This window comes from Microbacterium sp. CFBP9034, from assembly GCF_034045255.1.
Classification (GTDB): Bacteria; Actinomycetota; Actinomycetes; order Actinomycetales; family Microbacteriaceae; genus Microbacterium.
Genome location: NZ_JAXCWC010000001.1, coordinates 21,917 through 45,439 on the forward strand (window position 1 = coordinate 21,917; position 23,523 = coordinate 45,439).

A 23,523-nucleotide genomic window follows, 5' to 3' on the forward strand; every position below is an offset into this window, starting at 1 on the left:
ACCCTCGTCAGGCGCGTGCGGCAGAACCCCCGTTGCGATGCGTGCCACATCTTCCTCCCGGCATCGGGGACGCGCAAGGGGCCCGTGCGTCCGGACGCCGCGATCGCGCGGCCGACCTCACGCCGCGAGGAAGTCGCGGTGGTGGTATCCGTCGGGATCGAGCACGGCGACCGTCGACTCGGGCACCTCGAGGAAGACGCCGGGCAGGTCGTTGAGCGGTTCCGACACGACGACCTGCGCGCGGTCGCCGAAGGCGTTCAGCCGCTCGGCCTCGGGGTACATCTGGCGCAGCGTGGGCACGTCGGCGGAGTGGAAGAGCGTCCGCGATCGGCCCTGCGACGAGTAGCGGAATGTCCACAGCGTGGCGCCGTCCGAGACGGCGAGCGTGCCCTGCATCGGGAACGGGATCCCGGCGGCGTGGCCGGCCTCCTCGACCTTCCGGATCGCCGCGCCGAGGGCGGCGATCGGATCGTCGGCAAGACCGTAGGTGAGTGCGAGGTGGAAGAGCACCTCGGAGTCGGTGGTGCCCTGGATCCGCGGGTACAGCGCGGGATCGACCGCCAGCACCAGCTCTCGCTTGATGAGCCCGAACTGCGCGATCCCGCCGTTGTGCATGAAGAGCCAGTTCTCGTGACGGAACGGATGGCAGTTCGTCTGCTGGATCGGCGGTCCGGCGGCCGCGCGCACGTGAGCGAAGAACAGCGGACTGCGCACGGCCCGGCTGATCTCGCGAAGATTGGTGTCATGCCAGGCCGGCTCGATGCTGTGGAAGAGCGCCGGATGCGCGGGGGACGCGGCATCCGCGGGATACCACCCCAGGCCGAAGCCGTCGCCGTTGACCGTCTCGGCTCCGAGCGGCGAGTTGAGCGACATCGCCACGACGGAGTGCTGTGCGTCGAGCACGAGGGTGGAGGGCTGCAGGGGCTCTCCGGTGTAGGCCAGCCAGCGGCACATCGTTGCCTCCTGAGAACCTCGGCGCCGCACGGCGTCGTGTGCGAGTCATCGTAGAGCCGGCGGGTGCGCGCCGCCTACCCCGCGGCATCCGTCCCCTGCCATGCTGGATGAATGGCCGTCATCGAGAACTCGAAAGTCACCATCGTCGGAGCCGGCAGCGTCGGCTCGAGCACCGCATATGCGGCCCTGATCCGCGGATCCGCTCGTCACGTCGCGCTGTACGACATCGCGACCGAGAAGGTGGAGGCCGAGGTGCTCGACCTCGCGCACGGCACGCAGTTCACCGGCACGAGCGACATCTCGGGCGGCAGCGACATCTCGGTCGTGGAAGGCTCTCACGTCGTCGTGATCACGGCGGGCGCGAAGCAGCACCCGGGGCAGACCCGCATCGAGCTCGCCGGAGTGAACGCCGGGATCATGAGGAAGATGATGCCGCAGCTGCTCGAGGCGGCACCTCAGGCGGTGTTCGTCATCGTGACCAACCCGTGCGATGTGCTCACCGTCCTCGCGCAGGAGGAGACCGGGCTCCCGCCCGAGCGGATCTTCGCATCGGGAACGGTGCTCGACACCTCCCGGCTGCGCTGGAAGCTCGCCGAGCGTGCCGGAGTCTCGACAGGCAGCGTGCACGCCTACATCGTGGGCGAGCACGGCGACACCGAATTCCCGCTGTGGTCGAAGGCCACGATCGGCACCGTGCCCATCCTCGAGTGGGTGACGCCGGCCGGCGATCGCCTGACCGTCGAGGAGCTCGACCAGATCGCGATCGATGTGCGCGACGCCGCCTACAAGGTCATCCAGGGCAAGGGCGCGACCAACTACGCGATCGGCCTGTCGAGCGCCCGGATCATCGAGGCGATCCTGGGCGACGAGCACGCCGTCATGCCGGTCTCACCGGTGCTCCACGACTTCAACGGGGTGGACGGCGTCGCATTGTCGGTCCCCTCGGTGGTGAGCGCGGCCGGGGCGAGGCCGGTCCGCGAGACCCGGTTCGCGCCGAACGAGCTCGAGCTGTTCCACCGGTCCGCGCAGGCCCTCGCCGAGGTCGCCGCCTCCCTGCGAGGCTGAGCGGGCGGCGAGCGCGGGTCACTCCACGAGCCGCGCGAGGTTGCGCAGCGACGAGGCCATGCCCATCGCATGATCGCCGGCGTCGATCCCCGCCGGAACCCCGGTCGCGGCGACGTCGACATGGGTGCCGCCGTCGCCCTCGGTGAAGGTCCAGGTCATCGTCATCGTGCCGGCGAAGGCCGGATCGTCCGACGGGAAGTCCACCTCTTCCACCACCCGCTCCGGCGGGTCGACCTCGGTGCGGCGCACGTCGGCGATGTCCTCGTCCGACGAGGCCTTGCCACCTTCGACGGGCGGCTCGTCGTACCTCAGCACCAGCCGGTAGCCCGTCGCCGAGTCGAATCGCTCGAACCGCCCCGACATGCCCTCGGGCGGCAGCCAGAGCAGCATCAGCGCCGGGTCCGTGAACGCACGGAAGACGACCTCGGGCTCGGCGGCGATGAATCGGGATGCCGCATCCACGCGCATGCGGTCACCCTACGCCGCGCCGCGGGGCGATGTCGCGGCCCCGCCGTACGCTGATTCCATGGCGGCCACCCGACGACCCACGCAGGCCGCTCCCTACCGGTGCACCGAGTGCGGGTGGACGACGATCAAGTGGGTCGGCCGCTGCGGCGAGTGCCAGCAGTGGGGCACCGTGGTCGAGGCATCCGAGCCCACCGGGCTCACCCGATCGATCGCCCCGGTCGCTCCCGGCGCCGGCCGTGCCGCGCGGCCCATCACGAGCATCGACACCTCCGACGCCCCCCGCCGCACCAGCGGCGTGGGCGAGTTCGACCGCGTGCTCGGCGGCGGCGTCGTGCCCGGGGCCGCGATCCTGCTGTCGGGCGAGCCCGGCGTCGGCAAGTCGACGCTGCTGCTCGAGGTGGCCGCCCGCTCCGCGCAGGCCGGGCGACGCGTGCTCTACGCGAGCGCCGAGGAGTCCACGGCGCAGGTGCGGCTGCGCGCCGAGCGCACCGGTGCGCTGCACGACGAGCTCTACCTCGCCGCCGAGATCGACCTGGCGACGATCCTCGGGCACGTCGACGAGGTGAAGCCCGACCTGCTGATCGTCGACTCGGTGCAGACCGTGTCGTCGTCGATGTCCGAGGGCATGGCCGGGCATCCGTCGCAGGTGCGCGAGGTCGCGTCGACGCTGATCCGCGTCGCCAAAGACCACGGCCTCCCCGTCATCATCGTCGGGCACGTGACGAAGGACGGGTCGATCGCCGGTCCCCGCATCCTCGAGCACCTCGTCGATGTCGTCTGCCACTTCGAGGGCGACCGGCAGACGTCGCTGCGCTTCATCCGGGCGCTCAAGAACCGCTTCGGGCCGACCGACGAGGTCGGATGCTTCGACATGACCGGGGCCGGCATCGCCGAGGTCCCCGATCCCAGCGCGCTGTTCCTGGGCCACGGCACGCCCGAGCCGGGTACGTGCGTCGCCATCGCGCTCGAGGGCCGCCGCGCGCTGCCCGTCGAGGTGCAGGCGCTCACCATCAAGACGTCCGCCCCGAACCCCCGCCGCATCGTCAACGGCGTCGACTCGGCGCGCGTCGCGATGGTGCTCGCGGTGCTCGAGAAGAAGGCCGGCATCGTCACGAGCGATCAAGACGTCTATGTGTCCACGGTGGGCGGCGTGCGCTTCACCGAACCTGCCGCCGACCTCGCGATCGCCGTCGCGGTCGCCGGAGCCCTGCGCAACGAGGCGACGCCGAAGACCCTCGCCGCCGTCGGCGAGCTGAGCCTCGCGGGCGAGGTGCGGCCGGTGACGCAATCGGCCCAGCGCCGCACCGAGGCCGCGCGCCTCGGCTACACCGACCTCATCGACAACCGCTCCGCAACGCTGCGTGGGGCGCTCAACGACGTGCGGGCGCGGGTGCGGCCCGGGCGCGGAGACGACGTCCCGGGGTTCTGAGTCCGGTCAGGCGTCGAGCGCCGCGATGAGGTCGGCGGGCGTCGCCTGCATCGGGTGGGGTCCGGCGATGTCGAGGAAGACCGTGGTGATCTCGGCCTCGTGCGTGCTGAGGAACGCGCGCAGCCACGCGGGCGACTGCAGAGCGACCCCGGGAGGCAGCGTCTCGGGCTTGTGCGCCGCGTCGCTGAAGAGCAGCAGCGCGAGGTCGCCGGTGCGCGGATCGCGGTAGGTCCACACCTCGCCGACATCGCGCGGGTCGTCCCGCTGACCCGTGCGCATGAGCGGCACGACCGTCGGCCCGTGTCGCAGCGCGAACGCGACGGCCGCCATGTCCTGGGTCTGCAGGGCGTCGCTCAGCTGCGTGTTCCGGAACTCCAGAGGCTGCTTCTTCTTCGCGCGCTTCTTGCCGGCCATCGTTCCAGCGTAGACGCCGGCCACCCCGCTCGACATCAGGCGAGGAACCCTCGCAGCAGGGCCTCCGAGCCGGCCAGGTGCTCGAGGATCGCGGCTTCCGCGGCATCCGCTCGCCCCGCGAGGATCGCCGTCACGACGTCGGCGTGCTGCGCGTTGGAGTGCTCGATGTTGCGCGGCAGCAGCGGGAAGGTGTCGAGCCACGCGTTGACGGTCGCGCGGTTCTCGGCGGCGAGCGCGACGAGCGACGGGATGCCGGCGACCTCGGCGATCGCGAGATGCAGCAGGGTGTCGAGCCGGCGGTAGTCCGATTCGGATGCCGCGGTCACCGCCTCGTACCGTGCCCACAGTTCTTCACGGGTGGCGGGTTCGAGTGCTCGGGATGCCGCGGCCCGCGCCGCACCCGCCTCGATCACCCGACGGAGCCCCAGCACGTCGTCGAGCTCGGCGGCGTCGACCTGTCCGGGGTGGGGCGGCTGCGGCAGCGGATCGGCGACGAAGGTGCCGCCGTACCGCCCGCGCCGGCGCACGAGGTAGCCGGTGTCGGCGAGCTCCCGGATCGCCTCGCGCACGGTGTCGCGGCTCACCGCGTAGCGAGAGGCGAGCTCGCGCTCGGCCGGGAGCGACTCCCCCGGCGCCACGACGCCCAGGCGGATGGTCTGCACCAGGCGCGCGACGGTGTCCTCGAGCGCGTTCCCGGCGCGCACCGGGCGGTAGACGGCCCGGCGCACCTCCCGCAGCGGCGTCTCAGTCATGGCGTCACCGGCCGAGGCGCGGCATCCGTGTCACAACTCCGCCTATCCGGCTCCGCACAACGGCGACACGCCGCGGCGCGCCGGGACGAGTGCCCGGCGAGGCGGAGTTGTGACACACCCGACTCAGTCACAGCGGCGTCACATACGCATTGGTGATGCCGCCGTCGACCACGAACGCGGTGGCGGTGATGAACGAGGCGTCGTCCGACGCGAGGAACGCCACGGCGGCCGCGAGCTCCTCGGGCTCGGCGAAGCGGCCCATCGGAACGTGCACGAGCCGGCGCTGCGCGCGCTCCGGATCCTTGGCGAAGAGCTCCTGCAGCAGCGGGGTGTTCACGGGGCCGGGGCACAGCGCATTCACGCGGATCCCCTGCCGCGCGAACTGCACTCCGAGCTCGCGCGTCATGGCGAGCACCCCGCCCTTGGACGCCGTGTACGAGATCTGCGAGGTCGCCGAGCCGAGCAGCGCCACGAACGACGCCGTGTTGATGATCGACCCCTTGCCGGCCGGCACCATGTGCCGCAGGGCGGCGCGCGAGCAGAGGTACACGCTCTTGAGGTTCACGTCCTGCACCCGGTCCCACGCCGGCAGCTCGGTGGTCTCGATCGAGTCGTCGTCGTGCGGCGAGATGCCGGCGTTGTTGAACGCGATGTCGAGGCGCCCGAATTCGGCGGCGACGCCGTCGAACACCTCGTCGACGAGCGCCTCGTCGGCGACGTTCACGCGGCGGAACACCCCTCCCACCTCGGATGCCGCGGCCTCGCCGCTCTCCGGGTCGAGGTCGGCGATCACGACCTTGGCGCCCTCGGCCGCGAACCGCCGGGCGGTCGCGAGCCCGATCCCCGAGGCGCCGCCGGTGATGATGGCGACCCGGTCCTGGAGGCGCCGCGTGAGGTCGATGGTCATGGTTCCTCCGGGTGGATCGAGTGCCGGCTGCCGCTCACGAGGCATCCGTCGCGAAGAAGACGTTCTTGGTCTGGGTGAAGTGCTCCGCGGCGTCGGGGCCGAGCTCGCGCCCGAGGCCCGACGCCTTCATTCCGCCGAACGGGGTCCAGTAGCGCACCGAGGAGTGCGAGTTCACCGACAGCACTCCGCTCTTGATCTGACGGGAGACGCGGATGCCTCGCCCCAGGTTCTCGGTCCAGATCGAGCCCGCGAGCCCGTAGATCGTGTCGTTCGCGAGCGCGATGCCGTCGGCCTCGTCGTCGAACGGGAGCACCGCCACGACGGGCCCGAAGACCTCCTCCTGCGCGATGCGGTCGGCGCGGCCGGCGAGCACGACGGTCGGGGCGAGCCAGAAGCCCTCGCCGCTCGGTGCGGAGCCGCGGAAGGCGACGTTCGCCCCCTCGAGGAAGCCCTCGACGCTCGCGCGGTGGGACGCCGAGATCAGGGGTCCCATCTGCGTGCTCTCAAGGGCCGGGTCGCCGACCCGCCACGCGGCGACCGCCGGCTCCAGCAGTTCGAGGAACCTGTCGTACACCGAGCGCTGAACCAGGATGCGGCTGCGCGCGCAGCAGTCCTGGCCGGCATTGTCGAACACGGCGCCCGGCGCGGCCGCGGCCGCGAGCTCGAGGTCGGCGTCATCGAAGACGACGTTCGCGCTCTTGCCCCCGAGCTCGAGCGTGACCGGCTTGAGCCCCTGTGCGCAGCCCGCCGCGACCGAGACGCCGACCTCGGTCGACCCGGTGAACACCACCTTGCGCACATCGGGGTGGGAGACGAACCGCTGCCCGACGACCGAGCCCGAGCCGGTCACCACGGCCAAGAGCCCCTCGGGCAGCCCCGCTTCCACGGCGAGCTCGCCCAGCCTGATCGCCGTGAGCGGCGTCAGCTCGGCCGGCTTCAGCACGACGGCGTTGCCCGCGGCGAGCGCCGGCGCGAACCCCCACGAGGCGATCGTCATGGGGAAGTTCCACGGCACGATGATGCCGACCACGCCGTACGGCTCGTGGAACGTCACGTCGAGGCCGCCCGCCACCGGGATCTGCTGTCCGCTCAGCCGCTCCGGTGCGCCGGCGTAGAAGTTCAGCACCTGGGCGACGTGCGACGCCTCCCACCGGGCGGACTCGATCGGATGCCCCGAATTGAGCACCTCGAGCTGCGCCAGCTCCTCGACATGGTCTTCGACGACCCTCGCGAAGCGCCGCAGGGCGTCGGCCCGTGCGACCGGTGCGATGCCGGCCCAGGCGCGCTGGACGTGCTTCGCGCGGGCGACCACGGCATCGACCTCCTCGATGCCCGCGCGCACCACGTCGCGGAAGGCCTGCCCGGTCGACGGGTTGACGAGGGTGACCGTGCCGCTCATGCGTGGACCTCCCGACGCCGGCCTTCGGCATAGACGGATGCCTCGGCCACCAGCCCCGCGAACAGCCGCCGATCCTCGGCGTTCTCCTCGGGATGCCACTGCACCCCGACCAGGTACCCGTCGCCGTCGGACTCGAACGCCTGCACGAGGCCGTCGTCGGTGCGCGCGGTGACGACGAGCCCGTCGCCGAGCCGGTCGACGCCCTGGTGGTGGTAGCTGTGCACGTCCAGCGAGCCCGGGCCGACCAGTCCGGCCAGTCGCGAGCCGTCGTCGACGAGCACCTCGTTCGTCGCGAAGACCCCGCCGCCGATGCGGAACCGCTCGGTGCCGAGCGCGTCGGGGAGGTGCTGGTGGAGCGTCCCGCCGCGGGCGACGTTGACGAGCTGCAGCCCGCGGCAGATGGCGAGGACCGGCATCCGCCGCTCTTCCGCGCCTCGGAACAGGGCGAGCTCCCACGCGTCGCGCTCCGGACGGGCTGGATCGGTGAGGGGATGCCGCTCGGCGCCGTAGAGCTCGGGCTGCACGTCGAGTCCGCCCGTGAGGATGAGACCGTCGAGGCCGTCGAGCACGGCGGCGGCCGCGGCATCCGGAGCGGGCTGCGGCGGCAGGAGAACCGCGATGCCGCCCGACGCGGTGACCGCGTCGAAGTACTGCTGCGGGAGGAACGCGGCCCGCACGTCCCACACCCCCTGCTTCGCCTGCTCGAGGTAGGTGGTCAGGCCGATCACCGGCCGCCGCCCGGTCGCCGGTCCTGTCCGCGCGTCAGAGGCGCTCAAAGCCACGCACCCTCTCCCAATCGGTCACGGCCGCGTCGTAGGCCTCCACCTCGACGCGCGCCTGGTTCAGATAGTGCTCGACCATGTCGTCGCCGAAGGCCGCACGCGCGATGGCCGACTCGTCGAAGAGCTGAGCGGCATCCCGCAGGGTCGTGGGGAGATGGTCCACCCCGGCGGTGTACGCGTTTCCCGTCAGCGCGTCGGGAAGCGGAAGCTCGTGCTCGATGCCGTGGAGGCCGCCCGCGATGATCGCCGAGATCGCCAGATAGGGGTTGACGTCCCCGCCGGGCACGCGGTTCTCCACGCGCAGCGACGGGCCGCGGCCGACCACCCGGAGCGCGCACGTGCGGTTGTCGACGCCCCACGCGACCCCGGTCGGGGCGAAGGAGCCCTTCGCGTAGCGCTTGTACGAGTTGATCGTGGGCGCGTAGAGCAGGGTGAACTCGCGGAGAGTGGCGAGGATCCCGGCGATCCAGTGCTCCATCAGCGGGCTGAAGCCGTGGTCGCCGTCACCGGCCATCACCGCCCCGCCGTCGTCGGAGCGCACCGAGAGGTGGATGTGGCAGCTGTTGCCCTCGCGCTCGTTGAACTTGGCCATGAACGTGATCGCCTTGCCGTGCTTGTCGGCGATCGCCTTGGCGCCGTTCTTGTAGATCGTGTGCTGATCGGCGGTCTCGAGCACCTCGGCGAAGCGGAACGCGATCTCCTGCTGACCCAGGTTGCACTCGCCCTTGACGCCCTCGGTGTAGAGGCCCGCGCCGTCCATGCTCAGCCGGATGTCGCGCAGCAGCGGCTCGAGGCGGCCCGAGGCGAGCAGGTCGTAGTCCACGTTGTAGTCGGTCGAGGGGGTGAGATCGCGGTAGCCCTTGGCCCAGGCATCCCGATACGAGTCGTCGAAGACGATGAACTCGAGCTCGGTTCCGGAGTAGGCGACCAGCCCACGGTCTGCCAGTCGGGTGCGCTGCCGCTTGAGGATGTCACGGGGGGACTGCACCACGGGGTCGCCGCCCTCCCACGCGAGATCGGCCATGACGAGCGCGGTGCCGGGCAGCCACGGGACCCGCCGAAGAGTCTCCGGGTCGCTCAGCAGCATCATGTCGCCGTAGCCCTTCTCCCAGCTCGACATCGCGTACCCGTCGACGGTGTTCATGTCGACGTCGACCGACAGGAGGTAATTGCACGCCTCGGCACCGTGCGACAGCACCTCCTCCTGGAACAGGCGAGCCGACACCCGCTTGCCGACGAGGCGGCCCTGGGCGTCGGCGAACGCGACGATGACGGTGTCGATGGCGCCTTCCGCGATCGAGGCGTTCAGCTCGGCGACGCTGAGGTTTCCCGGCATACGTCCATCCTCCTGCGTCTGGAGGCGCGGCTCGGACGGCCACGCGCGGTTCTCACTGTAACGAGGGATTCTCGTCTAAAGGTAGACACAACCCGCCAATAGGCATCACAATCATGCCCAAGGCGCACCCCCCGCGCCGTACCCGAGTGCACGGAGGATCGATGTCACAGTCGAGCGGTGATTCCGCGAAGGTCGCTGGAGCGACCTATACGCGAGCCGGACAGGATTACTTCCAGAAGAGGACGCTGAAGCGCTCGGCCGGGGTGTGGGGACTGTGGGGACTCGCCGTCGCGGCGGTCATCTCGGGCGACTTCTCGGGCTGGAACTTCGGGATCGACTTCGCGGGCTTCGGCGGGATGCTGATCGCCTTCGCGATCCTCGTGATCATGTACTACGGCATGATCTTCTCCATCGGGGAGATGGCAGCCGCCATGCCGCACACCGGCGGCGCCTACTCCTTCGCGCGCTCCGCCATGGGCCCGTGGGGCGGTCTCATCACCGGTGCCGCAGAGACGATCGAATACGTCGCGACGACCGCCGTCATCGTGTTCTTCTCCGCTCAGTACGCGAACTTCATCACCACCGAGCTTCTCGACTTCTCCCTGCCCTTCTGGGTCTGGTGGATCATCCTCTACCTCGTCTTCATCGCGCTGAACGCGGCGGGCGCGGCCATCTCCTTCAAATTCGCGATCGTCGTCTCGATCATCTCGATCGGCATCATCCTCGTCTTCTCGGCGATGGCGATCTTCTCCGGCGCCTTCTCGTGGGGCGCGCTGTGGGACATCCCGGCGGACGAGGGACAGTCGGCCTTCCTGCCGCACGGTGTGTTCCCGATCCTCTTCGCACTCCCGTTCGCGATGTGGTTCTTCCTCGGCATCGAGGAGCTCCCGCTGGCCGCCGAGGAGTCCCATGACCCCGTGAGGGACATCCCCCGCGCGGGTCTCTGGGCTCGCGGAACGCTGATCGTCACCGGCCTCCTCGTGCTGGTGCTCAACACCGGCGTCATCGGAGCGGCGGCGACGGGCGTCTCGCTCGAGCCGCTGCTCGACGGCTTCCGCGCCATCGTGGGAGACGGGGCGGCCGCGGTGCTGGCGCTCTTCGCGCTGGTCGGCCTCCTGGCCTCGCTGCAGGGGATCATGTTCGCGTACGGCCGGAACATGTACTCGCTCTCGCGCGCCGGCTACTACCCGAAGTTCCTCTCGCTCACCGGCAAGCGGCAGACGCCGTGGGTCGCGCTGATCGTGGGCGCAGTGATCGGATTCGCCGCGCTGGTGCTGATCGACGTGGTCACCGCCCTCAACGAGGGCGCGGGCGCGGTGGCCGGAGCCGTGGTGCTCAACATCGCGGTCTGGGGCGCGGTGCTGGCCTACCTGTTGCAGATGATCTCGTTCATCATCCTGCGCAGGAAGTTCCCGGACGCGGCTCGCCCTTACCTCAGCCCGTGGGGCGTGCCGGGCGCGATTGCGGCGGCCGTGATCGCCGCGCTCATCTTCGTGGGCTTCCTGCTCAACCCCACGTTCCTGCCGGCGATCATCGCGATCGGCATCGTCTACGTGGTGATCCTGGTGGGCTTCGCGCTGTTCTTCCGGCATCGCCTCGTCCTCTCCCCTGAGGAGGAGTACGCGCTCTCCGGAGGCACCCACCGGGACCCGCAGGCGGAAGGCTACGACGTCATGGAGACCGAGCTGTTCGGCGAGGAGAAGAAGCCCTAGCTCCGGGGAGGTTGCGGGGTCGGGGCAGTCCGGGGGGACGCTCCGACCCCGCGCTGGTTCTGCGGTTGACCACCCAGCGGCCCTCTCGCTCCTGCACCCGTTTCGGGTGGGCTCGAGAGGGCCTCCTGCTCGCCGGCGACCCGTGCTCGCTGGGTTCGAGACGTGCTGCTGGGGGACAGCATCGGGTTGCATGTCGGGAGCTGAGATCAGGGTACGCCGAGGCCCCCGGGTAATCTGTCCCCCGTTCGGGGGACACGAAGAGCGCGAAAACCTGACGACTTCGCGGGTTTTGTCCTCCGAAGTGGGGACAGACAAGGTAGTACCAATCTTTTACCCTTGTACGTGAGGTGTCCCCAGCACCTCCGAGAAAGGCGTCCCCAGCGCCGCTCTCATATCATCACCGGGAAGTCGCGCGCCATTGGGTAGCCCTCGAATCACCGGTGATGTCAGGCCCCCGGAGTCCCCAACTCCGGGGGCCATTTCGTTCCCTCGGCGCGCTCGGTTCGAGCGGGTGTGCTCGCTCCCGCACCCACACATCGAGTCGCCAAAACACGCCGACCCAGGGCACCTGCATCCGGCGTGTTCTGGCGAGTCGAGGCGTGACAAGATACGCAACCACTTACCCGTCCAGCAACTCCGAATCGCACGCACACCTCGCTGCAGCGGGCAGACGTGCAGCGCGTGCCGGACGGCGACGCCGCGGCTCGGCGTCAGTAGAGCAGGAACTGCGCGGACTCCGTCGACGCGATGCCGCCGATCTCGACCGACAGGTGGTACGACGATCCTCCGCCCGGGGCCCGCGGACGCGTCTCGTCGCCGCAGGTGCCGACCGCCGAGCGGGTGCGATCCCACACCAGCGGCGCGGCGCTCGTGACCGACTGACCGGCTTCGAGCAGCACGACCATGTCGCTGGGCTCGCTCTGGCAATCCGTCGACCGCCACCAGGGGTCGCTGCCGCTGGTCACCGTGAAGGCCTGCACGCTGGTGCCGACGTTGAGGGTGCAGTCGGCGGCACCGTTGTTGGTCAGGCGGATGGAGAACGCCGGATTCTGGTCGGCTGCGTAGGACTCTTGGCTGGCGAGGGCCTCGACAGTGATGTCGGAGCCGACGCAGGGCTCGGCAACCGGCGTGCTCGACGGCGTCGGACTCGGACTCGGCGTCGAGTCGGTCTCTGCGTCTTCCTCGTCCGCGGTGGCAGCCGGCGAAGGCTTGGAGGACGGCACGGGCAGCGAGTCGGCGGCATCCTGCGTCTGCGCCGTCTGGGGAGCGGCCGGACCCTCGGCCGCGGCACCACGCCAGGGCTGAGCGGTGAGCAGCCACACGACACCGGCGATGACGGCGATCACCGCGAGGAGCAGCACGAGCCGGCGACGACGATAGACACCGGGCGAGTGCTTCCTGCGCGTGGTCGGGCCGGTCATGCCCCCAGGGTAGGCCGGAGTCTCCGCGCCGCCCGTCCGGCGCGCCCAGGGCCGTGCATCGCCAGGATCGGCGGCGGGCCGGCCGTCACAGGTTCTTCAGCATCCGCGTGTTGCCGAGGGTGTTCGGCTTCACGTGCGCCAGGTCGAGGAACTCGGCGATGCCCTCGTCGGGACTGCGCACGAGCTGCGAGTACACGTCGGGGTCCACGACCTGCTCCCCGATCTGCGAGAAGCCGCGACGTGTGAAGAAGTCCACCTCGAAGGTGAGGCAGAAGAGGCGCGACAGCCCGAGGGTGCGCGCCTGGGCCTCGAGGGCCTCGACGATCAGCCGGCCGACCCCGTGGTGCAGCCACTCGTCCACCACGATCAGGGTGCGGATCTCGCCGAGGTCCTCCCACATCACGTGGAGCGCGCCGCAGCCGACGAGGTTGCCGTCGGCGTCCTCGGCCACCACGAACTGCTGCGTGGCCTCGTAGAGCACGACCAAGTCCTTGCCCAGCAGAATCCGCCGCTGCACGAAGGGCTCGAGGATCGCCTGGATGCCGCGCACATCGCGGGTCGTCGCCGGGCGGACCCTGATCTCGCTCACCCGTCAAGCGTATAGGCGCCGAGGGAAAGCTCAGTCGCCAGAACACGCCGACGCCGCATCGCGGGGATCGGCGTGTCCTGGCGACTTGCGTGCCGTGGCGACTCGCGTGCCGTGGCGACTCGCGTGCGTTGGCGACTCGCGTGCCGTGGCGACTCGCGTGCCGTGGCGACTCGGGTGCCGCACAACGGCGGAAACGACGAAGAGCGGATGCCGCAGCATCCGCTCTTCGCTCATCCGGGTCGTCACGACCCGGGCTGTCAGTCCATCAGTCCGAAGTGATCGCGAGATCAGGGGTCGAGGCGATCTCGCCGTTGTGCACGACGCCGACAGCGACGGCCTCGCCGCGCGGACCGTGCTCGAACACGAACTCGCCGTTCTCGGCATCCACCGTCACGTGATCGCCCGAGTTGAGCTCGCCGTGCAGGATCTTCTCCGACAGGCGGTCCTCGATCTCGTGCTGCATCGCGCGGCGGAGCGGGCGGGCGCCGAGAGCCGGGTCGAACCCGATCTCGATCAGCTTCTCCTTGGCCGCGCGCGACAGCTCGATCGTCATGTCGCGGTCGAGGAGCCGCTCGCCGAGGCGGCGGGTGAACAGATCCACGATCTGGATCAGCTCCTCCTTGTCGAGCTGCGGGAAGACGATGATGTCGTCGACGCGGTTCAGGAACTCGGGCTTGAAGTGCCGCTTGAGCTCTTCCTTGACCTTGCCCTGCATGCGGTCGTACGACGTGGCGGAGTCGCCCTCGACCTGGAACCCGACCGGACCGCCCGCGATGTCGCGCGCACCCAGGTTGGTGGTCATGATGATGACCGTGTTCTTGAAGTCGATCATGCGGCCCTGACCGTCGGTCAGACGACCCTCTTCGAGGATCTGCAGGAGCGAGTTGAAGATGTCGGGGTGAGCCTTCTCGATCTCATCGAACAGCACGACCGAGAACGGCTTGCGGCGCACCTTCTCGGTGAGCTGGCCGCCCTCTTCGAAGCCGACGAACCCGGGAGGGGCACCGAACAGGCGGGAAACGGTGTGCTTCTCACCGAACTCCGACATGTCGAGCGAGATCAGCGCGGCCTCGTCGTCGAAGAGGAACTCCGCGAGCGCCTTGGCGAGCTCGGTCTTTCCGACACCGGTGGGGCCGGCGAAGATGAACGACCCGTTGGGACGCTTGGGGTCCTTGAGCCCGGCGCGCTGGCGGCGGATGGTCTTGGCCAGCGCCGCGATCGCCTCTTCCTGGCCGATGACCCGCTGGTGCAGGGCCTTCTCCATGAAGACGAGGCGGCTGGACTCCTCCTCGGTGAGCTTGAACACCGGGATGCCGGTGGCCTGAGCGAGCACCTCGGCGATCAGACCCTCGTCGACCACCGCGTGCGATGCCACGTCGCCCGAGCGCCACTGCTTCTCGAGGCGCAGACGCTCGGCGAGCAGGGACTTCTCCTCGTCGCGCAGCGATGCGGCCTTCTCGAAGTCCTGCTCCTCGGAGGCGACTTCCTTCTGCTCGCGGACCTTGGCGATCTTCTCGTCGAACTCGCGCAGCTCCGGCGGCGACGAGAGGATCGACAGGCGCAGGCGGGCGCCGGCCTCGTCGATCAGGTCGATGGCCTTGTCGGGCAGGAAGCGGTCCGAGATGTAGCGGTCGGCCAGGTTCGCGGCCGCGACGATCGCGCCGTCGGTGATCTGCACCTTGTGGTGCGCCTCGTAGCGGTCGCGCAGCCCCTTCAGGATGTTGATCGCGTGGGGCAGGCTCGGCTCGGCGACCTGGATCGGCTGGAAGCGGCGCTCGAGCGCGGCATCCTTCTCGAAGTGCTTGCGGTACTCGTCGAGCGTGGTGGCGCCGATCGTCTGGAGCTCCCCACGGGCGAGGAGCGGCTTGAGGATCGACGCGGCGTCGATCGCGCCCTCGGCGGCACCGGCCCCCACGAGGGTGTGGATCTCGTCGATGAACACGATGATGTCGCCGCGGGTGCGGATCTCCTTGGTCACCTTCTTCAGGCGCTCCTCGAAGTCGCCGCGGTAGCGGGATCCGGCGATGAGCGAGCCGAGGTCGAGCGAGTAGACCTGCTTGTCCTTCAGCGTCTCGGGCACGTCGTTCTTGACGATCGCCTGCGCGAGACCCTCGACGACGGCGGTCTTGCCGACGCCGGGCTCGCCGATGAGGACGGGGTTGTTCTTGGAGCGGCGCGAGAGGATCTGCATGACCCGCTCGATCTCCTTCTCGCGTCCGATCACCGGGTCGAGCTTGTTGTCGCGAGCCGCCTGCGTCAGGTTGCGGCCGAACTGGTCGAGCACCGCCGAGCCTCCCGTCGCGGCCTGGGGGTTGTCGTGAGCGGCACCGGAGACGGCGGCCGGCTCCTTGCCCTGGTAGCCGGAGAGCAGCTGGATGACCTGCTGACGCACCTTGTTCAGGTCTGCGCCGAGCTTGACGAGCACCTGCGCGGCGACTCCTTCGCCCTCGCGGATGAGCCCGAGCAGGATGTGCTCGGTGCCGATGTAGTTGTGGCCGAGCTGCAGCGCTTCGCGCAGCGAGAGCTCGAGCACCTTCTTGGCGCGCGGCGTGAAGGGGATGTGCCCCGTCGGCTGCTGCTGGCCCTGGCCGATGATGTCCTGGACCTGCTCGCGCACGGCGTCGAGCGAGATGCCGAGGGACTCCAGCGCCTTGGCGGCGACCCCCTCGCCTTCGTGGATCAGCCCGAGCAGGATGTGCTCGGTGCCGATGTAGTTGTGGTTGAGCATCTTCGCCTCTTCTTGGGCGAGGACGACCACACGACGGGCACGGTCGGTGAATCTCTCGAACATCTTCAACTCCTTCGAGGAGCGCGGAGTCGTTGGCCCCGTGCGCCTTACATCGAGGGTAACGAGAGGCCGGATGCCGCATGCCCGTGTTCGCCCTGGGCATAGCGGACCGCTGAAGCCCATGGTTGCGCTCCGCGCCGGATGGTCATATCGTTTGTCGATAACAACGACTATCGATATGGAGCATCATGGACCCGATCTCGGCGAACCTGCTGACGGTGGCAGTGCCGGTCGCCGTCGGCGCGTTCATCGTCGTGGTGCTGGCGACCCGCCGTCGCGGCGGTGGCGCGGGCACCCTGACCCGCGCGGAGTCGTGGGCGGCGTCGCTCGTGGGCGCGGGCGCCATGATGTCGGCGCTGTTCGGTGTGATCGGACTCATCTCCAACGCGTCGTGGATCTTCGACGTCGAGCCTTTCCGCGTCGACGACATGGCCTACCTGGGTACGGTTCGCCCCGAGCTCCTCGACGGCGTCGACCACGTCGCCGCCAGCGGCTACCAGTCCGTCTGGATCGATGTGATGGGCCTGCCCGAGGCATCCCGCTGGCTCTTCTATCTCGAACTGGCGCTTCCCCTGCTCTCCGGTCTGGCGATCAGCATCGCCGTCGCCTGGCTCTCGTTCGCCGTAGTCCGGGAGCGCCCGTTCGCCCGTTCGTTCCCCACGGCGATCGGCATCACTGCGATCGCGGTGATGGTCGCGGGCCTCGGATCGCAGTTCGCCGGCGCCTTGGCGCGCACCTCGGTCATCGACTACCTCGGTGCGGAACAGCTCACCGGCCACGACGCATCCGTCGCCCCGGCGGATGTGCTCAGCTACTTCTCACTCTCCCTCGACCTCGCGCCGGTCGGCTGGGCGTTCGGCCTCGCCCTCGTCGCGGCGGCCTTCCAGATCGGCACCCGCCTTCAGCGCGACACGGAGGCTCTCGTCTGATGGCAGCGACCGCGAAGCAGCGCAGCAACGGAAGGACTCGTGTGATGACCGCACAGACCACGACCCAGAGACCGGTGTCCCGAGCGGACGCCGCCTCGATGATCTTCTTCATGCTCGCGGGCATCGCGATCGCGGCCGGCAGCGTGGTCGCCGCGTGGATCCGGATCGCCGAGGTGCTCCCCGGCACCGACGTTCCCGTGCTCGCCGAGTTCGCCGGCACCATGGCGGATGCTCCGATCGGCCCCGACGGCGCCCCCGTCCCCGTGGAACTCGCCACGGCATACATCACCGCCCCGCGCCTGCCCGCGGCATCCGTCGCGGCGCTCGTCGCCCAGCCGCTGGTCGCCTCGATCGCGGTCGTCACCGTGGTGGCGTGCCTGCTGCTGGTGACGTGGAACATGCTGCGCGGGCGGATCTTCAGCCGTGTCAACACCGCGCTCGTGACGACCGCAGGCATGACCGGCCTCGTCGCCTACGGCGTCGTGCCGGGCCTCGGGAACATGGGAGCCAACGGCGCCTTCGCCGAGGTCTCGGACCGCACCTTCGCGAACGTGGTCGGCACCGTCGATGTGTCGGGTCTCTTCCTCGTCGCCTTCGTCGCGGCGACCGCGACGCTGGTCTTCACCGTCGGTGACCGCCTACGCCGCGACACCGAAGGGCTCATATGAGTCCCGCCGAAGACGACGGTCCCAGCGGCGTCCACTGCCGCCTCGACGAGCTTCTGGATGCGCGCGGCATGACGCTGACCCGCCTGTCGGAGCTCGTCGGGGTCTCGGTCGTCAACCTGTCGATCCTCAAGAACGACCGGGCGCGCGCCATCCGCTACTCGACCCTGGCGGCCATCTGCCGGGCCCTCGACTGCGAGATCGGCGACCTGCTCGTGCGGACCGACTGAGCGGCGGCATCCGTCACCCGCTCAGCCCTTCCTGAAGTCGGCGAATCGCGCCGATGTCGGAGGATTCCCGCCGGATGATCCGACATCGAGGCGATTCTCCGATTCTGGAACGACGAATGCGAAAGCGACCGGATGCCTCGGCCGAGGCATCCGGTCACTTCACGGGTGTCAGTTGGGGAGGATCGGGATGCGGACGTTGTCGAACTCGGCGCCGGTGAGGATCGCGAAGAACTCGGCGTCGTCGTTCGGGGGCTCGGTCACGGCCGTCACAACGCCCCGGGGGGCCATGTCCATCGTGCAGACCTGGTCGTCGGGGGGAGTCGCGAACGTCACCGTGATCTCCGTGTCGCTGGTGGCCTCGGTGCTCTCGATGACGGGCACGCAGGAGGACGAGCCCCACGACAGGATCACGAACTGGCCGTCGACGTCGGTCCACCCGGCGCTGGGCAGGTAGTCCGTCTCGCCGCCTCCGGTGAGCCCGGGCACGCCTTCGAGGTCGGTGTCGCCGCGCCAGCCGTCGCCGGTGACCTCGATCTCGAGGTCCTTCTCGGGGTCGGCGCCTTCCGGCAGTCCGACGAGGGTCACACGAGGAACGAGGTCCGCCGTGCACGCGGCATCGCCCTCGGCGTCGACGAGCACGACGCTGAGCACGGAGCCTTCCAGCGTCGCCTCCTCGGCGGTCGGGATGCAGGTCGAGCTGCCCTGGGTGACGATGCCGACCATCCGGCCGCCGTCGAGCCAGGCGGCGCCGACCTCCTGCTCGGTGGTGTCGTCGTCGGTGTCGGTGCCGCTGCCCGGAGTGCCGCCGCCGGTGGCGCACGCGGTGAGGACACCGGTGAGGAGGAGTGCCAGGCCGAGGCCGGCGAGGGCTGAGCGAGTGCGAGGTGCCATGCGAGAACCTTCCCTGTGGGAGCGGATGCTCCCCGCGCCCCCTCCGCGCGACGCCCGGCGAGGCGAGGAGAGTCGAGGCGCGTGGGCCGGGGCCCGCGGCATCCGTCAGCCCTATGGTGTCGCAAAGGACCGCAGAATCTCAGATGGTCCGATAACGCACGGGTCACAATCACCCGGAGCGGGTGACCTACTGCAGCGCCGACGTCAGGCGCGCGAGGTTGTCGAGCACGGTGGAGCGCAGCGGCTGCCCCTCCCATTCCTCGAGCGTCAGCTCCCGGCTGAGGGCGCGGTAGCCGTCCTCGACGGCGCGCATCTCGCGCACGAACTCCTCGCCGCGCACGAGCATCGAGATCTCCATGTTGAGACCGAAGGACCGCATGTCCATGTTGCTCGAGCCCACGATGGCTACCTCGTCGTCGATCGTCATCGACTTGGAGTGCAGGATGAACGGCCGCTGGTACATCCAGATCTTCACGCCCGCCCGCAGCAGCGCCTCGTAGTAGCTGCGCTGCGCATGGTAGACGAGGGCCTGGTCGCCCTCCTCGGACACGAACAGCTCGACGTGGATGCCGCGCTGGCACGCGGTCGTGATCGCGAGCAGCAGCGCCTCGTCGGGGACGAAGTACGGGCTCACCACGATGATCTTGCGCTGGGCCGCGTAGAGCAGCCCGGCGAACAGCTTGAGATTGTTCTGGAACTCGAATCCCGGTCCGGACGGCACGATCTGGCAGTCGAGGTCGCCCGGTCCGGACTTCACGTCGAAGAGGTCGATCTCGTCGGTGAGCGCTTCATCGGTCTCGCTGTACCAGTCCGACAGGAACACCGCATTGACGGATGCCACGACCGGCCCCTCGATGCGCACCATGAGGTCGACCCAGTGGAGGCCTCGCCTGATGTTTGCCCTCAGGTTGTAAGTGGAGTCGGTCACGTTCTGCGAGCCGGTGAAGGCGACGCGGCCGTCGATCACGACCAGCTTGCGGTGGTTGCGCAGGTCCGGCCGCTGGTACTTGCCCTTCAATGGCTGCACCGGGAGCATCAGGTGCCACTCGGCGCCCATGGCATCGAGGCGCTTGAGCGTCTTCTTGTAGAACGGCTTGCCGCGGTTCGCCCAGTGGTCGAGCAGCACTCGCACCGAGACGCCGCGAGCGCACACCTCTTCGAGGGCGCGGAAGAAGTTGTCGGTCGCGGCATCCGCCTGGAGGATGTAGAACTCGACGTGCACATAGCGCTCGGCGGCCCGGATGGCGTCGGCCATGGCGTCGAGGCTGCCCTGGTAGTCCGCGATGATGCGCGCGGCATTGTCACCGGCGAGCGGCATGGCGCCGAGGTTGCGGTTCAGCGTCACCAGCGACCTGAACCAGTCGGGCGCATGAGGCCGCAGCGTGCCGAAGTCGAGCGAGGCGCTGGTGTCGTGGATGTATTCGTTGATGCGCTCCTGCTTGCGTCGCCGCTTGCGCGGCAGTCGCGGGTTTCCGATCAGCAGGAACAGGAAGACGCCGATGATCGGAATGAAGTAGATCGCCAGCAGCCAGGCCATCGCCGCCGTCGGACGCCGGTTGCGGGGGACGATGATGATCGCAGCGATGCGGATGATCGTGTCCGTCACGAAGACCAGCACCAGCCACCACGTCGGATCGAACGTGATGGTGATCACCCTTGCTCCTTCGACTCCCCGGACCGCGTCTGCCCCAGCGTAGTGGGGACCCCGGTCAGCGCTCGGAGGCGGCGGGTGACTCTGCGGATGCCGCGACCGGAGGAAGTCCGCGCCTGGCGCGCTCCTGCGCCTCGATGCGCGAGTACTCGCGTCGTTCGTTGCGGTCGGCGCGGATCACGCTGCGCATCACGAAGTAGAAGATGGCGCTGACGAACACCGTCGGCAGCAGCGTCCACACCACTGCGAGCCAGTAATCGTCCATGGCTCCAGGATACGCGGCTTCTTCGCCTCCTCCCCCGTGCCCGTCTGGGAGCGAGCGGGGACCGGCTCCTGTGGACATCGCCGACACGCCGATCCCCGCTCGCCACTCTCGTGCGATGACCACCATCGTCAAGGCGGCGGACGCCGCGGAATTCCTGTCCCTCATTCCCTGCATGCTCGGCTACGTGCCCACGCGCAGCCTCGTGCTCATCCCGTTCGCCGGCTCGCGCAGTCTCGGCGCGATGCGGTTCGACCTGCCGGACGGCGGCGAGCCCGACGCCGTCGACCGGATCTCCGCGACGGTCATCGGCATGGTGTGCCGGCTGCCCGACGCTGACGCCGTCGCGGCGATCACGTACACCGACGAGAGAATCTCGACGAGCGAGCGGATGCCGCACCTCGACCTCATCGACGCGCTCGGGCGCCGGGCCGACGCCTGCGGGCTGCGCACCGCCGACGCGCTGTGCGTCGCGGCCGACGGCTGGGGCTCGTTCCTCGATCCCGAGTGTCCCGCGGAGGGTCGGCCGCTCGCCGCGCTGGAGGCCGTCTCCGCGCCGGTCGAGGGGCTCCCCGATCCCTGCGGCGACCAGGCGTCGGGTGCCGAGCTGCCCGTGGTCGGTCTCGCGCAGACGGAGCGCGTTGCCCACGCGCTCCTGGCACTCGGGCGGGCGGTCGAGGTGCTGTGCGGCACGGACGGACCCGGCCCGAACCGATCCCGGGGCCCCGCGATGGATGACGCGGTGCCAGCTGCTTCCGCTTCCGCATCCGGTTCCGGCGACCCGGAGCGCATCGACCCGCGTGCGCTGGCGGCGGTCTGCGCTCTCGATGACCTGCCTGCCCTCTTCGAGCAGGCGCTCACGTGGCAGGCCGACGAGCTCGAGCCGTACGACGCCGCGGCGCTCGTGTGGTGTCTCGCCCGGCCCTCGCTGCGTGACATCGCGCTCGTGCAGTGGAGCGGCACGCTGGCCGCCGGCGACGAGGCCTTCGACGCACAGCTGCGGTGGGAGGCGGGCGAGGAGTATCCGGTCCACCTTGCGATGCAGCTGTGGGGAGAGGGCGAGCGGCCCGATGCCGACCGGCTCGAGCGGGCGCTGCAGCTGACGCGCCACGTGGCGGCGTGCGCACCTCGCGACGAGCGCCCCGGGGCGCTCGCGATGTGCGCCTGGCTGTCGTGGGCGCTCGGGCGCTCGACGCACGCGGAGGTCTACGCGCTCGAGGCGTGCGACATCGAGCCGGAGCACGGGCTGAGCGAGATCGTGAGCTCGTTCGTGCACGCCGGACACCTGCCCGACTGGGCCTTCCGTCGGTCCGCCGACGGGCGGACGGCGAGTGAGGGGCTTACTTGACCAGCGGGAAGAGGATCGTCTCGCGGATGCCGAGTCCCGTGATCGCCATGAGGAGGCGGTCGATCCCCATGCCCATGCCGCCGGTGGGCGGCATGCCGTGCTCGAGCGCGCGGAGGAACTCCTCGTCGATGCGCATGGCCTCGAGGTCGCCGCGGGCGGCGAGCTTCGCCTGCTCGACGAAGCGCTCGCGCTGGATGACCGGGTCGACGAGCTCGGAGTATCCGGTCGCCAGCTCGAACCCACGGGTGTACAGGTCCCACTTCTCGACGACACCGGGGATCGAGCGGTGCTCGCGCACGAGCGGGCTGGTGTCGAGGGGGAAGTCCATCACGAAGGTCGGGCGGGTGAGGCCGGGCTTGACGAAGTGCTCCCACAGCTCCTCGACCAGCTTGCCGTGGGTGGCGTGCGGCGGCACGTCGACCTCCGCCTCGGCGGCGAACGCGAGGAGCTCGTCGAGGGGCGTCTCGGGAGTGACCTGGCGGCCGGACGCCTCCGACAGCGAGCCGTACATGGGGAGGCGCTCCCACTGCCCGCCGAGGTCGTACTCGGTGCCGTCGGCCCAGGTCACGGTGGTGGAGCCGGCCACGGCGAGCGCGGCGTTCTGGATGAGCTCCTGGGTGAGGTCGGCGATGCCGTTGTAGTCGCTGTACGCCTGGTAGGCCTCCAGCATCGCGAACTCGGGGCTGTGCGTCGAGTCCGCTCCCTCGTTGCGGAAGTTGCGGTTGATCTCGTAGACGCGGTCGATGCCGCCGACGACGGCGCGCTTGAGGAAGAGCTCGGGCGCGATGCGCAGGAAGAGGTCGGCGTCGAACGCGTTCGCGTGCGTGACGAAAGGACGAGCCGTCGCCCCGCCGTGCTGCACCTGCAGCATGGGCGTCTCGACCTCGAGGAACCCGTGGCCCGCGAAGGTCTCGCGCAGGCTCGCGTTGGTCCTCGCGCGCGCGACGACCGTCTCGCGGGCGGTGTCGCGGACGATGAGGTCGAGGAAGCGACTGCGGACGCGGTTCTCCTCGCTCAGCTCGTTGTGCAGGTTCGGCAGCGGCAGGATGGCCTTCGCCGCGATCTGCCAGTCGGTCACCATCACCGACAGCTCCCCGCGGCGGCTCGAGATGACCTCGCCGGTGACGAACACGTGGTCGCCCAGATCGACGAGCTCCTTCCACCGCTGGAGCGACTCGTCTCCGACGGCGGCGAGCGACACCATCGCCTGGATGCGGCTGCCGTCGCCGGACTGGAGGGTGGCGAAGCAGAGCTTGCCGGTGTTGCGGCTGGAGACGATCCGGCCGGCCACCGCGGCGGTCTCACCGGTCTCGGCGCCCGCCTCGAGGTCGGCGAATCGCGCGCGCAGCGCGGGGATCGTGTCGGTGATCGGCAGGCTCACCGGATAGGCCCCGCCCGCGGCATCAGCCCGCTCCTCGATGAGGCGCTCGCGCTTGGCCAGGCGCACGGCCTTCTGCTCGAACACGTCCTCTTCGGTCGGCTCGGGGGCGTCGGCGGGCGTGGTCGCAGGCGTGTCGGTCATCGCAGAGGG

Annotated in this window: 22 protein-coding genes; 7 read left to right on the top strand and 15 right to left on the bottom strand. The window is 69.8% G+C overall.

Annotated features, from left to right (window positions below):
* Positions 1-117 precede the first annotated feature (117 nt).
* On the bottom strand, positions 118-954 hold the full coding sequence (locus SOM19_RS00080) for a class II glutamine amidotransferase (RefSeq protein ID WP_320484518.1): 837 nt from the start codon (positions 952-954) through the stop codon (positions 118-120).
* Between the two features lie 111 nt (positions 955-1,065).
* On the opposite strand from SOM19_RS00080, the gene SOM19_RS00085 reads away from it, so the two are divergent.
* Complete coding sequence (locus tag SOM19_RS00085; protein WP_320484519.1) at positions 1,066-2,019, top strand: L-lactate dehydrogenase; 954 nt, start codon at positions 1,066-1,068, stop codon at positions 2,017-2,019.
* An 18-nt stretch (positions 2,020-2,037) separates the two neighbouring features.
* On the opposite strand, the gene SOM19_RS00090 is transcribed toward SOM19_RS00085, so the two are convergent.
* Entirely contained in the window at positions 2,038-2,487 is a 450-nt protein-coding gene (locus tag SOM19_RS00090) for an SRPBCC domain-containing protein (protein WP_320484520.1), read from the bottom strand.
* A 58-nt stretch (positions 2,488-2,545) separates the two neighbouring features.
* On the opposite strand from SOM19_RS00090, the gene radA reads away from it, so the two are divergent.
* The gene (radA, locus tag SOM19_RS00095) at positions 2,546-3,916 is read left to right on the top strand and encodes a DNA repair protein RadA (protein WP_320484521.1); all 1,371 of its coding nucleotides are present in this window, start codon (positions 2,546-2,548) and stop codon (positions 3,914-3,916) included.
* A 6-nt stretch (positions 3,917-3,922) separates the two neighbouring features.
* On the opposite strand, the gene SOM19_RS00100 is transcribed toward radA, so the two are convergent.
* The 6 genes from SOM19_RS00100 to SOM19_RS00125 all read right to left on the bottom strand — a co-directional run bounded on the left by SOM19_RS00100 (position 3,923) and on the right by SOM19_RS00125 (position 9,506).
* Positions 3,923-4,330, bottom strand: a complete 408-nt coding sequence (locus SOM19_RS00100) for a dehydrogenase (RefSeq protein WP_320484522.1) — start codon at positions 4,328-4,330, stop codon at positions 3,923-3,925.
* A gap of 35 nt (positions 4,331-4,365) precedes the next feature.
* Positions 4,366-5,082, bottom strand: a complete 717-nt coding sequence (locus SOM19_RS00105; RefSeq protein ID WP_320484523.1) for a FadR/GntR family transcriptional regulator — start codon at positions 5,080-5,082, stop codon at positions 4,366-4,368.
* Positions 5,083-5,209: 127 nt separating this feature from the next.
* Positions 5,210-5,989, bottom strand: a complete 780-nt coding sequence (locus SOM19_RS00110) for a 3-oxoacyl-ACP reductase (protein ID WP_320484524.1) — start codon at positions 5,987-5,989, stop codon at positions 5,210-5,212.
* 34 nt (positions 5,990-6,023) lie between these two features.
* Positions 6,024-7,388 carry an aldehyde dehydrogenase family protein gene (locus SOM19_RS00115; protein ID WP_320484525.1) on the bottom strand — a complete coding sequence of 455 codons (1,365 nt, stop codon included), beginning with the start codon at positions 7,386-7,388 and terminating at the stop codon, positions 6,024-6,026.
* A complete protein-coding gene (locus tag SOM19_RS00120; RefSeq protein ID WP_320484526.1) occupies positions 7,385-8,164 on the bottom strand; it encodes a gamma-glutamyl-gamma-aminobutyrate hydrolase family protein in 780 nt (259 codons plus the stop codon). The genes SOM19_RS00115 and SOM19_RS00120 overlap by 4 nt, the downstream gene beginning before the upstream one ends.
* Positions 8,151-9,506 carry a glutamine synthetase family protein gene (locus tag SOM19_RS00125; RefSeq protein WP_320484527.1) on the bottom strand — a complete coding sequence of 452 codons (1,356 nt, stop codon included), beginning with the start codon at positions 9,504-9,506 and terminating at the stop codon, positions 8,151-8,153. The genes SOM19_RS00120 and SOM19_RS00125 overlap by 14 nt, the downstream gene beginning before the upstream one ends.
* Before the next feature lie 161 nt (positions 9,507-9,667).
* On the opposite strand from SOM19_RS00125, the gene SOM19_RS00130 reads away from it, so the two are divergent.
* The gene (locus tag SOM19_RS00130) at positions 9,668-11,218 is read left to right on the top strand and encodes an amino acid permease (protein WP_320484528.1); all 1,551 of its coding nucleotides are present in this window, start codon (positions 9,668-9,670) and stop codon (positions 11,216-11,218) included.
* A gap of 710 nt (positions 11,219-11,928) precedes the next feature.
* On the opposite strand, the gene SOM19_RS00135 is transcribed toward SOM19_RS00130, so the two are convergent.
* The 3 genes from SOM19_RS00135 to SOM19_RS00145 form a co-directional block, all read right to left on the bottom strand.
* Positions 11,929-12,639 (bottom strand): hypothetical protein, encoded by a 711-nt coding sequence (locus SOM19_RS00135; RefSeq protein ID WP_320484529.1) that lies wholly within the window; start codon positions 12,637-12,639, stop codon positions 11,929-11,931.
* Between the two features lie 85 nt (positions 12,640-12,724).
* Positions 12,725-13,228 (bottom strand): amino-acid N-acetyltransferase, encoded by a 504-nt coding sequence (locus SOM19_RS00140; RefSeq protein WP_320484530.1) that lies wholly within the window; start codon positions 13,226-13,228, stop codon positions 12,725-12,727.
* Between the two features lie 265 nt (positions 13,229-13,493).
* A complete protein-coding gene (locus SOM19_RS00145) occupies positions 13,494-16,019 on the bottom strand; it encodes an ATP-dependent Clp protease ATP-binding subunit (protein WP_320484531.1) in 2,526 nt (841 codons plus the stop codon).
* A gap of 185 nt (positions 16,020-16,204) precedes the next feature.
* Here SOM19_RS00145 and SOM19_RS00150 point away from each other — a divergent pair, with 185 nt between their 5' ends.
* Genes SOM19_RS00150 through SOM19_RS00160 form a run of 3 tightly spaced genes read left to right on the top strand, consistent with a single transcriptional unit; the run spans position 16,205 to position 17,840 of the window.
* On the top strand, positions 16,205-16,945 hold the full coding sequence (locus SOM19_RS00150) for a hypothetical protein (protein ID WP_320484532.1): 741 nt from the start codon (positions 16,205-16,207) through the stop codon (positions 16,943-16,945).
* A 44-nt stretch (positions 16,946-16,989) separates the two neighbouring features.
* Positions 16,990-17,613: a hypothetical protein gene (locus SOM19_RS00155; RefSeq protein WP_320484533.1), complete on the top strand. Its 624-nt coding sequence runs from the start codon at positions 16,990-16,992 to the stop codon at positions 17,611-17,613.
* Positions 17,610-17,840, top strand: coding sequence for a helix-turn-helix domain-containing protein (locus SOM19_RS00160; RefSeq protein ID WP_320484534.1), 231 nt, complete (start codon positions 17,610-17,612; stop codon positions 17,838-17,840). Before SOM19_RS00155 ends, SOM19_RS00160 begins: the two co-directional genes overlap by 4 nt.
* Before the next feature lie 168 nt (positions 17,841-18,008).
* On the opposite strand, the gene SOM19_RS00165 is transcribed toward SOM19_RS00160, so the two are convergent.
* The 3 genes from SOM19_RS00165 to SOM19_RS00175 form a co-directional block, all read right to left on the bottom strand.
* Positions 18,009-18,731 carry a hypothetical protein gene (locus SOM19_RS00165; RefSeq protein ID WP_320484535.1) on the bottom strand — a complete coding sequence of 241 codons (723 nt, stop codon included), beginning with the start codon at positions 18,729-18,731 and terminating at the stop codon, positions 18,009-18,011.
* Positions 18,732-18,918: 187 nt separating this feature from the next.
* Positions 18,919-20,385 carry a cardiolipin synthase gene (cls, locus tag SOM19_RS00170; protein WP_320484536.1) on the bottom strand — a complete coding sequence of 489 codons (1,467 nt, stop codon included), beginning with the start codon at positions 20,383-20,385 and terminating at the stop codon, positions 18,919-18,921.
* 55 nt (positions 20,386-20,440) lie between these two features.
* Positions 20,441-20,647 (bottom strand): hypothetical protein, encoded by a 207-nt coding sequence (locus SOM19_RS00175; protein WP_320484537.1) that lies wholly within the window; start codon positions 20,645-20,647, stop codon positions 20,441-20,443.
* A 115-nt stretch (positions 20,648-20,762) separates the two neighbouring features.
* Here SOM19_RS00175 and SOM19_RS00180 point away from each other — a divergent pair, with 115 nt between their 5' ends.
* Positions 20,763-21,992 (top strand): DUF4192 family protein, encoded by a 1,230-nt coding sequence (locus SOM19_RS00180; protein ID WP_320484538.1) that lies wholly within the window; start codon positions 20,763-20,765, stop codon positions 21,990-21,992.
* Here the strand turns inward: SOM19_RS00180 and lysS are convergent.
* Positions 21,985-23,514 (bottom strand): lysine--tRNA ligase, encoded by a 1,530-nt coding sequence (gene lysS / locus SOM19_RS00185; protein WP_320484539.1) that lies wholly within the window; start codon positions 23,512-23,514, stop codon positions 21,985-21,987. The two genes, SOM19_RS00180 and lysS, sit on opposite strands and share 8 nt — an antisense overlap.
* Positions 23,515-23,523 lie beyond the last annotated feature (9 nt).

What these genes read in the sequence shown, in the direction of transcription:
- SOM19_RS00080 (WP_320484518.1), bottom strand. Translation starts at nt 954, where the DNA reads ATGTGCCGCTGGCTGGCCTACACCGGAGAGCCCCTGCAGCCCTCCACC.
- SOM19_RS00085 (WP_320484519.1), top strand. Translation starts at nt 1,066, where the DNA reads ATGGCCGTCATCGAGAACTCGAAAGTCACCATCGTCGGAGCCGGCAGC.
- SOM19_RS00090 (WP_320484520.1), bottom strand. Translation starts at nt 2,487, where the DNA reads ATGCGCGTGGATGCGGCATCCCGATTCATCGCCGCCGAGCCCGAGGTC.
- radA (WP_320484521.1), top strand. Translation starts at nt 2,546, where the DNA reads ATGGCGGCCACCCGACGACCCACGCAGGCCGCTCCCTACCGGTGCACC.
- SOM19_RS00100 (WP_320484522.1), bottom strand. Translation starts at nt 4,330, where the DNA reads ATGGCCGGCAAGAAGCGCGCGAAGAAGAAGCAGCCTCTGGAGTTCCGG.
- SOM19_RS00105 (WP_320484523.1), bottom strand. Translation starts at nt 5,082, where the DNA reads ATGACTGAGACGCCGCTGCGGGAGGTGCGCCGGGCCGTCTACCGCCCG.
- SOM19_RS00110 (WP_320484524.1), bottom strand. Translation starts at nt 5,989, where the DNA reads ATGACCATCGACCTCACGCGGCGCCTCCAGGACCGGGTCGCCATCATC.
- SOM19_RS00115 (WP_320484525.1), bottom strand. Translation starts at nt 7,388, where the DNA reads ATGAGCGGCACGGTCACCCTCGTCAACCCGTCGACCGGGCAGGCCTTC.
- SOM19_RS00125 (WP_320484527.1), bottom strand. Translation starts at nt 9,506, where the DNA reads ATGCCGGGAAACCTCAGCGTCGCCGAGCTGAACGCCTCGATCGCGGAA.
- SOM19_RS00130 (WP_320484528.1), top strand. Translation starts at nt 9,668, where the DNA reads ATGTCACAGTCGAGCGGTGATTCCGCGAAGGTCGCTGGAGCGACCTAT.
- SOM19_RS00135 (WP_320484529.1), bottom strand. Translation starts at nt 12,639, where the DNA reads ATGACCGGCCCGACCACGCGCAGGAAGCACTCGCCCGGTGTCTATCGT.
- SOM19_RS00145 (WP_320484531.1), bottom strand. Translation starts at nt 16,019, where the DNA reads ATGTTCGAGAGATTCACCGACCGTGCCCGTCGTGTGGTCGTCCTCGCC.
- SOM19_RS00150 (WP_320484532.1), top strand. Translation starts at nt 16,205, where the DNA reads ATGGACCCGATCTCGGCGAACCTGCTGACGGTGGCAGTGCCGGTCGCC.
- SOM19_RS00155 (WP_320484533.1), top strand. Translation starts at nt 16,990, where the DNA reads ATGACCGCACAGACCACGACCCAGAGACCGGTGTCCCGAGCGGACGCC.
- SOM19_RS00160 (WP_320484534.1), top strand. Translation starts at nt 17,610, where the DNA reads ATGAGTCCCGCCGAAGACGACGGTCCCAGCGGCGTCCACTGCCGCCTC.
- SOM19_RS00165 (WP_320484535.1), bottom strand. Translation starts at nt 18,731, where the DNA reads ATGGCACCTCGCACTCGCTCAGCCCTCGCCGGCCTCGGCCTGGCACTC.
- SOM19_RS00175 (WP_320484537.1), bottom strand. Translation starts at nt 20,647, where the DNA reads ATGGACGATTACTGGCTCGCAGTGGTGTGGACGCTGCTGCCGACGGTG.
- SOM19_RS00180 (WP_320484538.1), top strand. Translation starts at nt 20,763, where the DNA reads ATGACCACCATCGTCAAGGCGGCGGACGCCGCGGAATTCCTGTCCCTC.
- lysS (WP_320484539.1), bottom strand. Translation starts at nt 23,514, where the DNA reads ATGACCGACACGCCTGCGACCACGCCCGCCGACGCCCCCGAGCCGACC.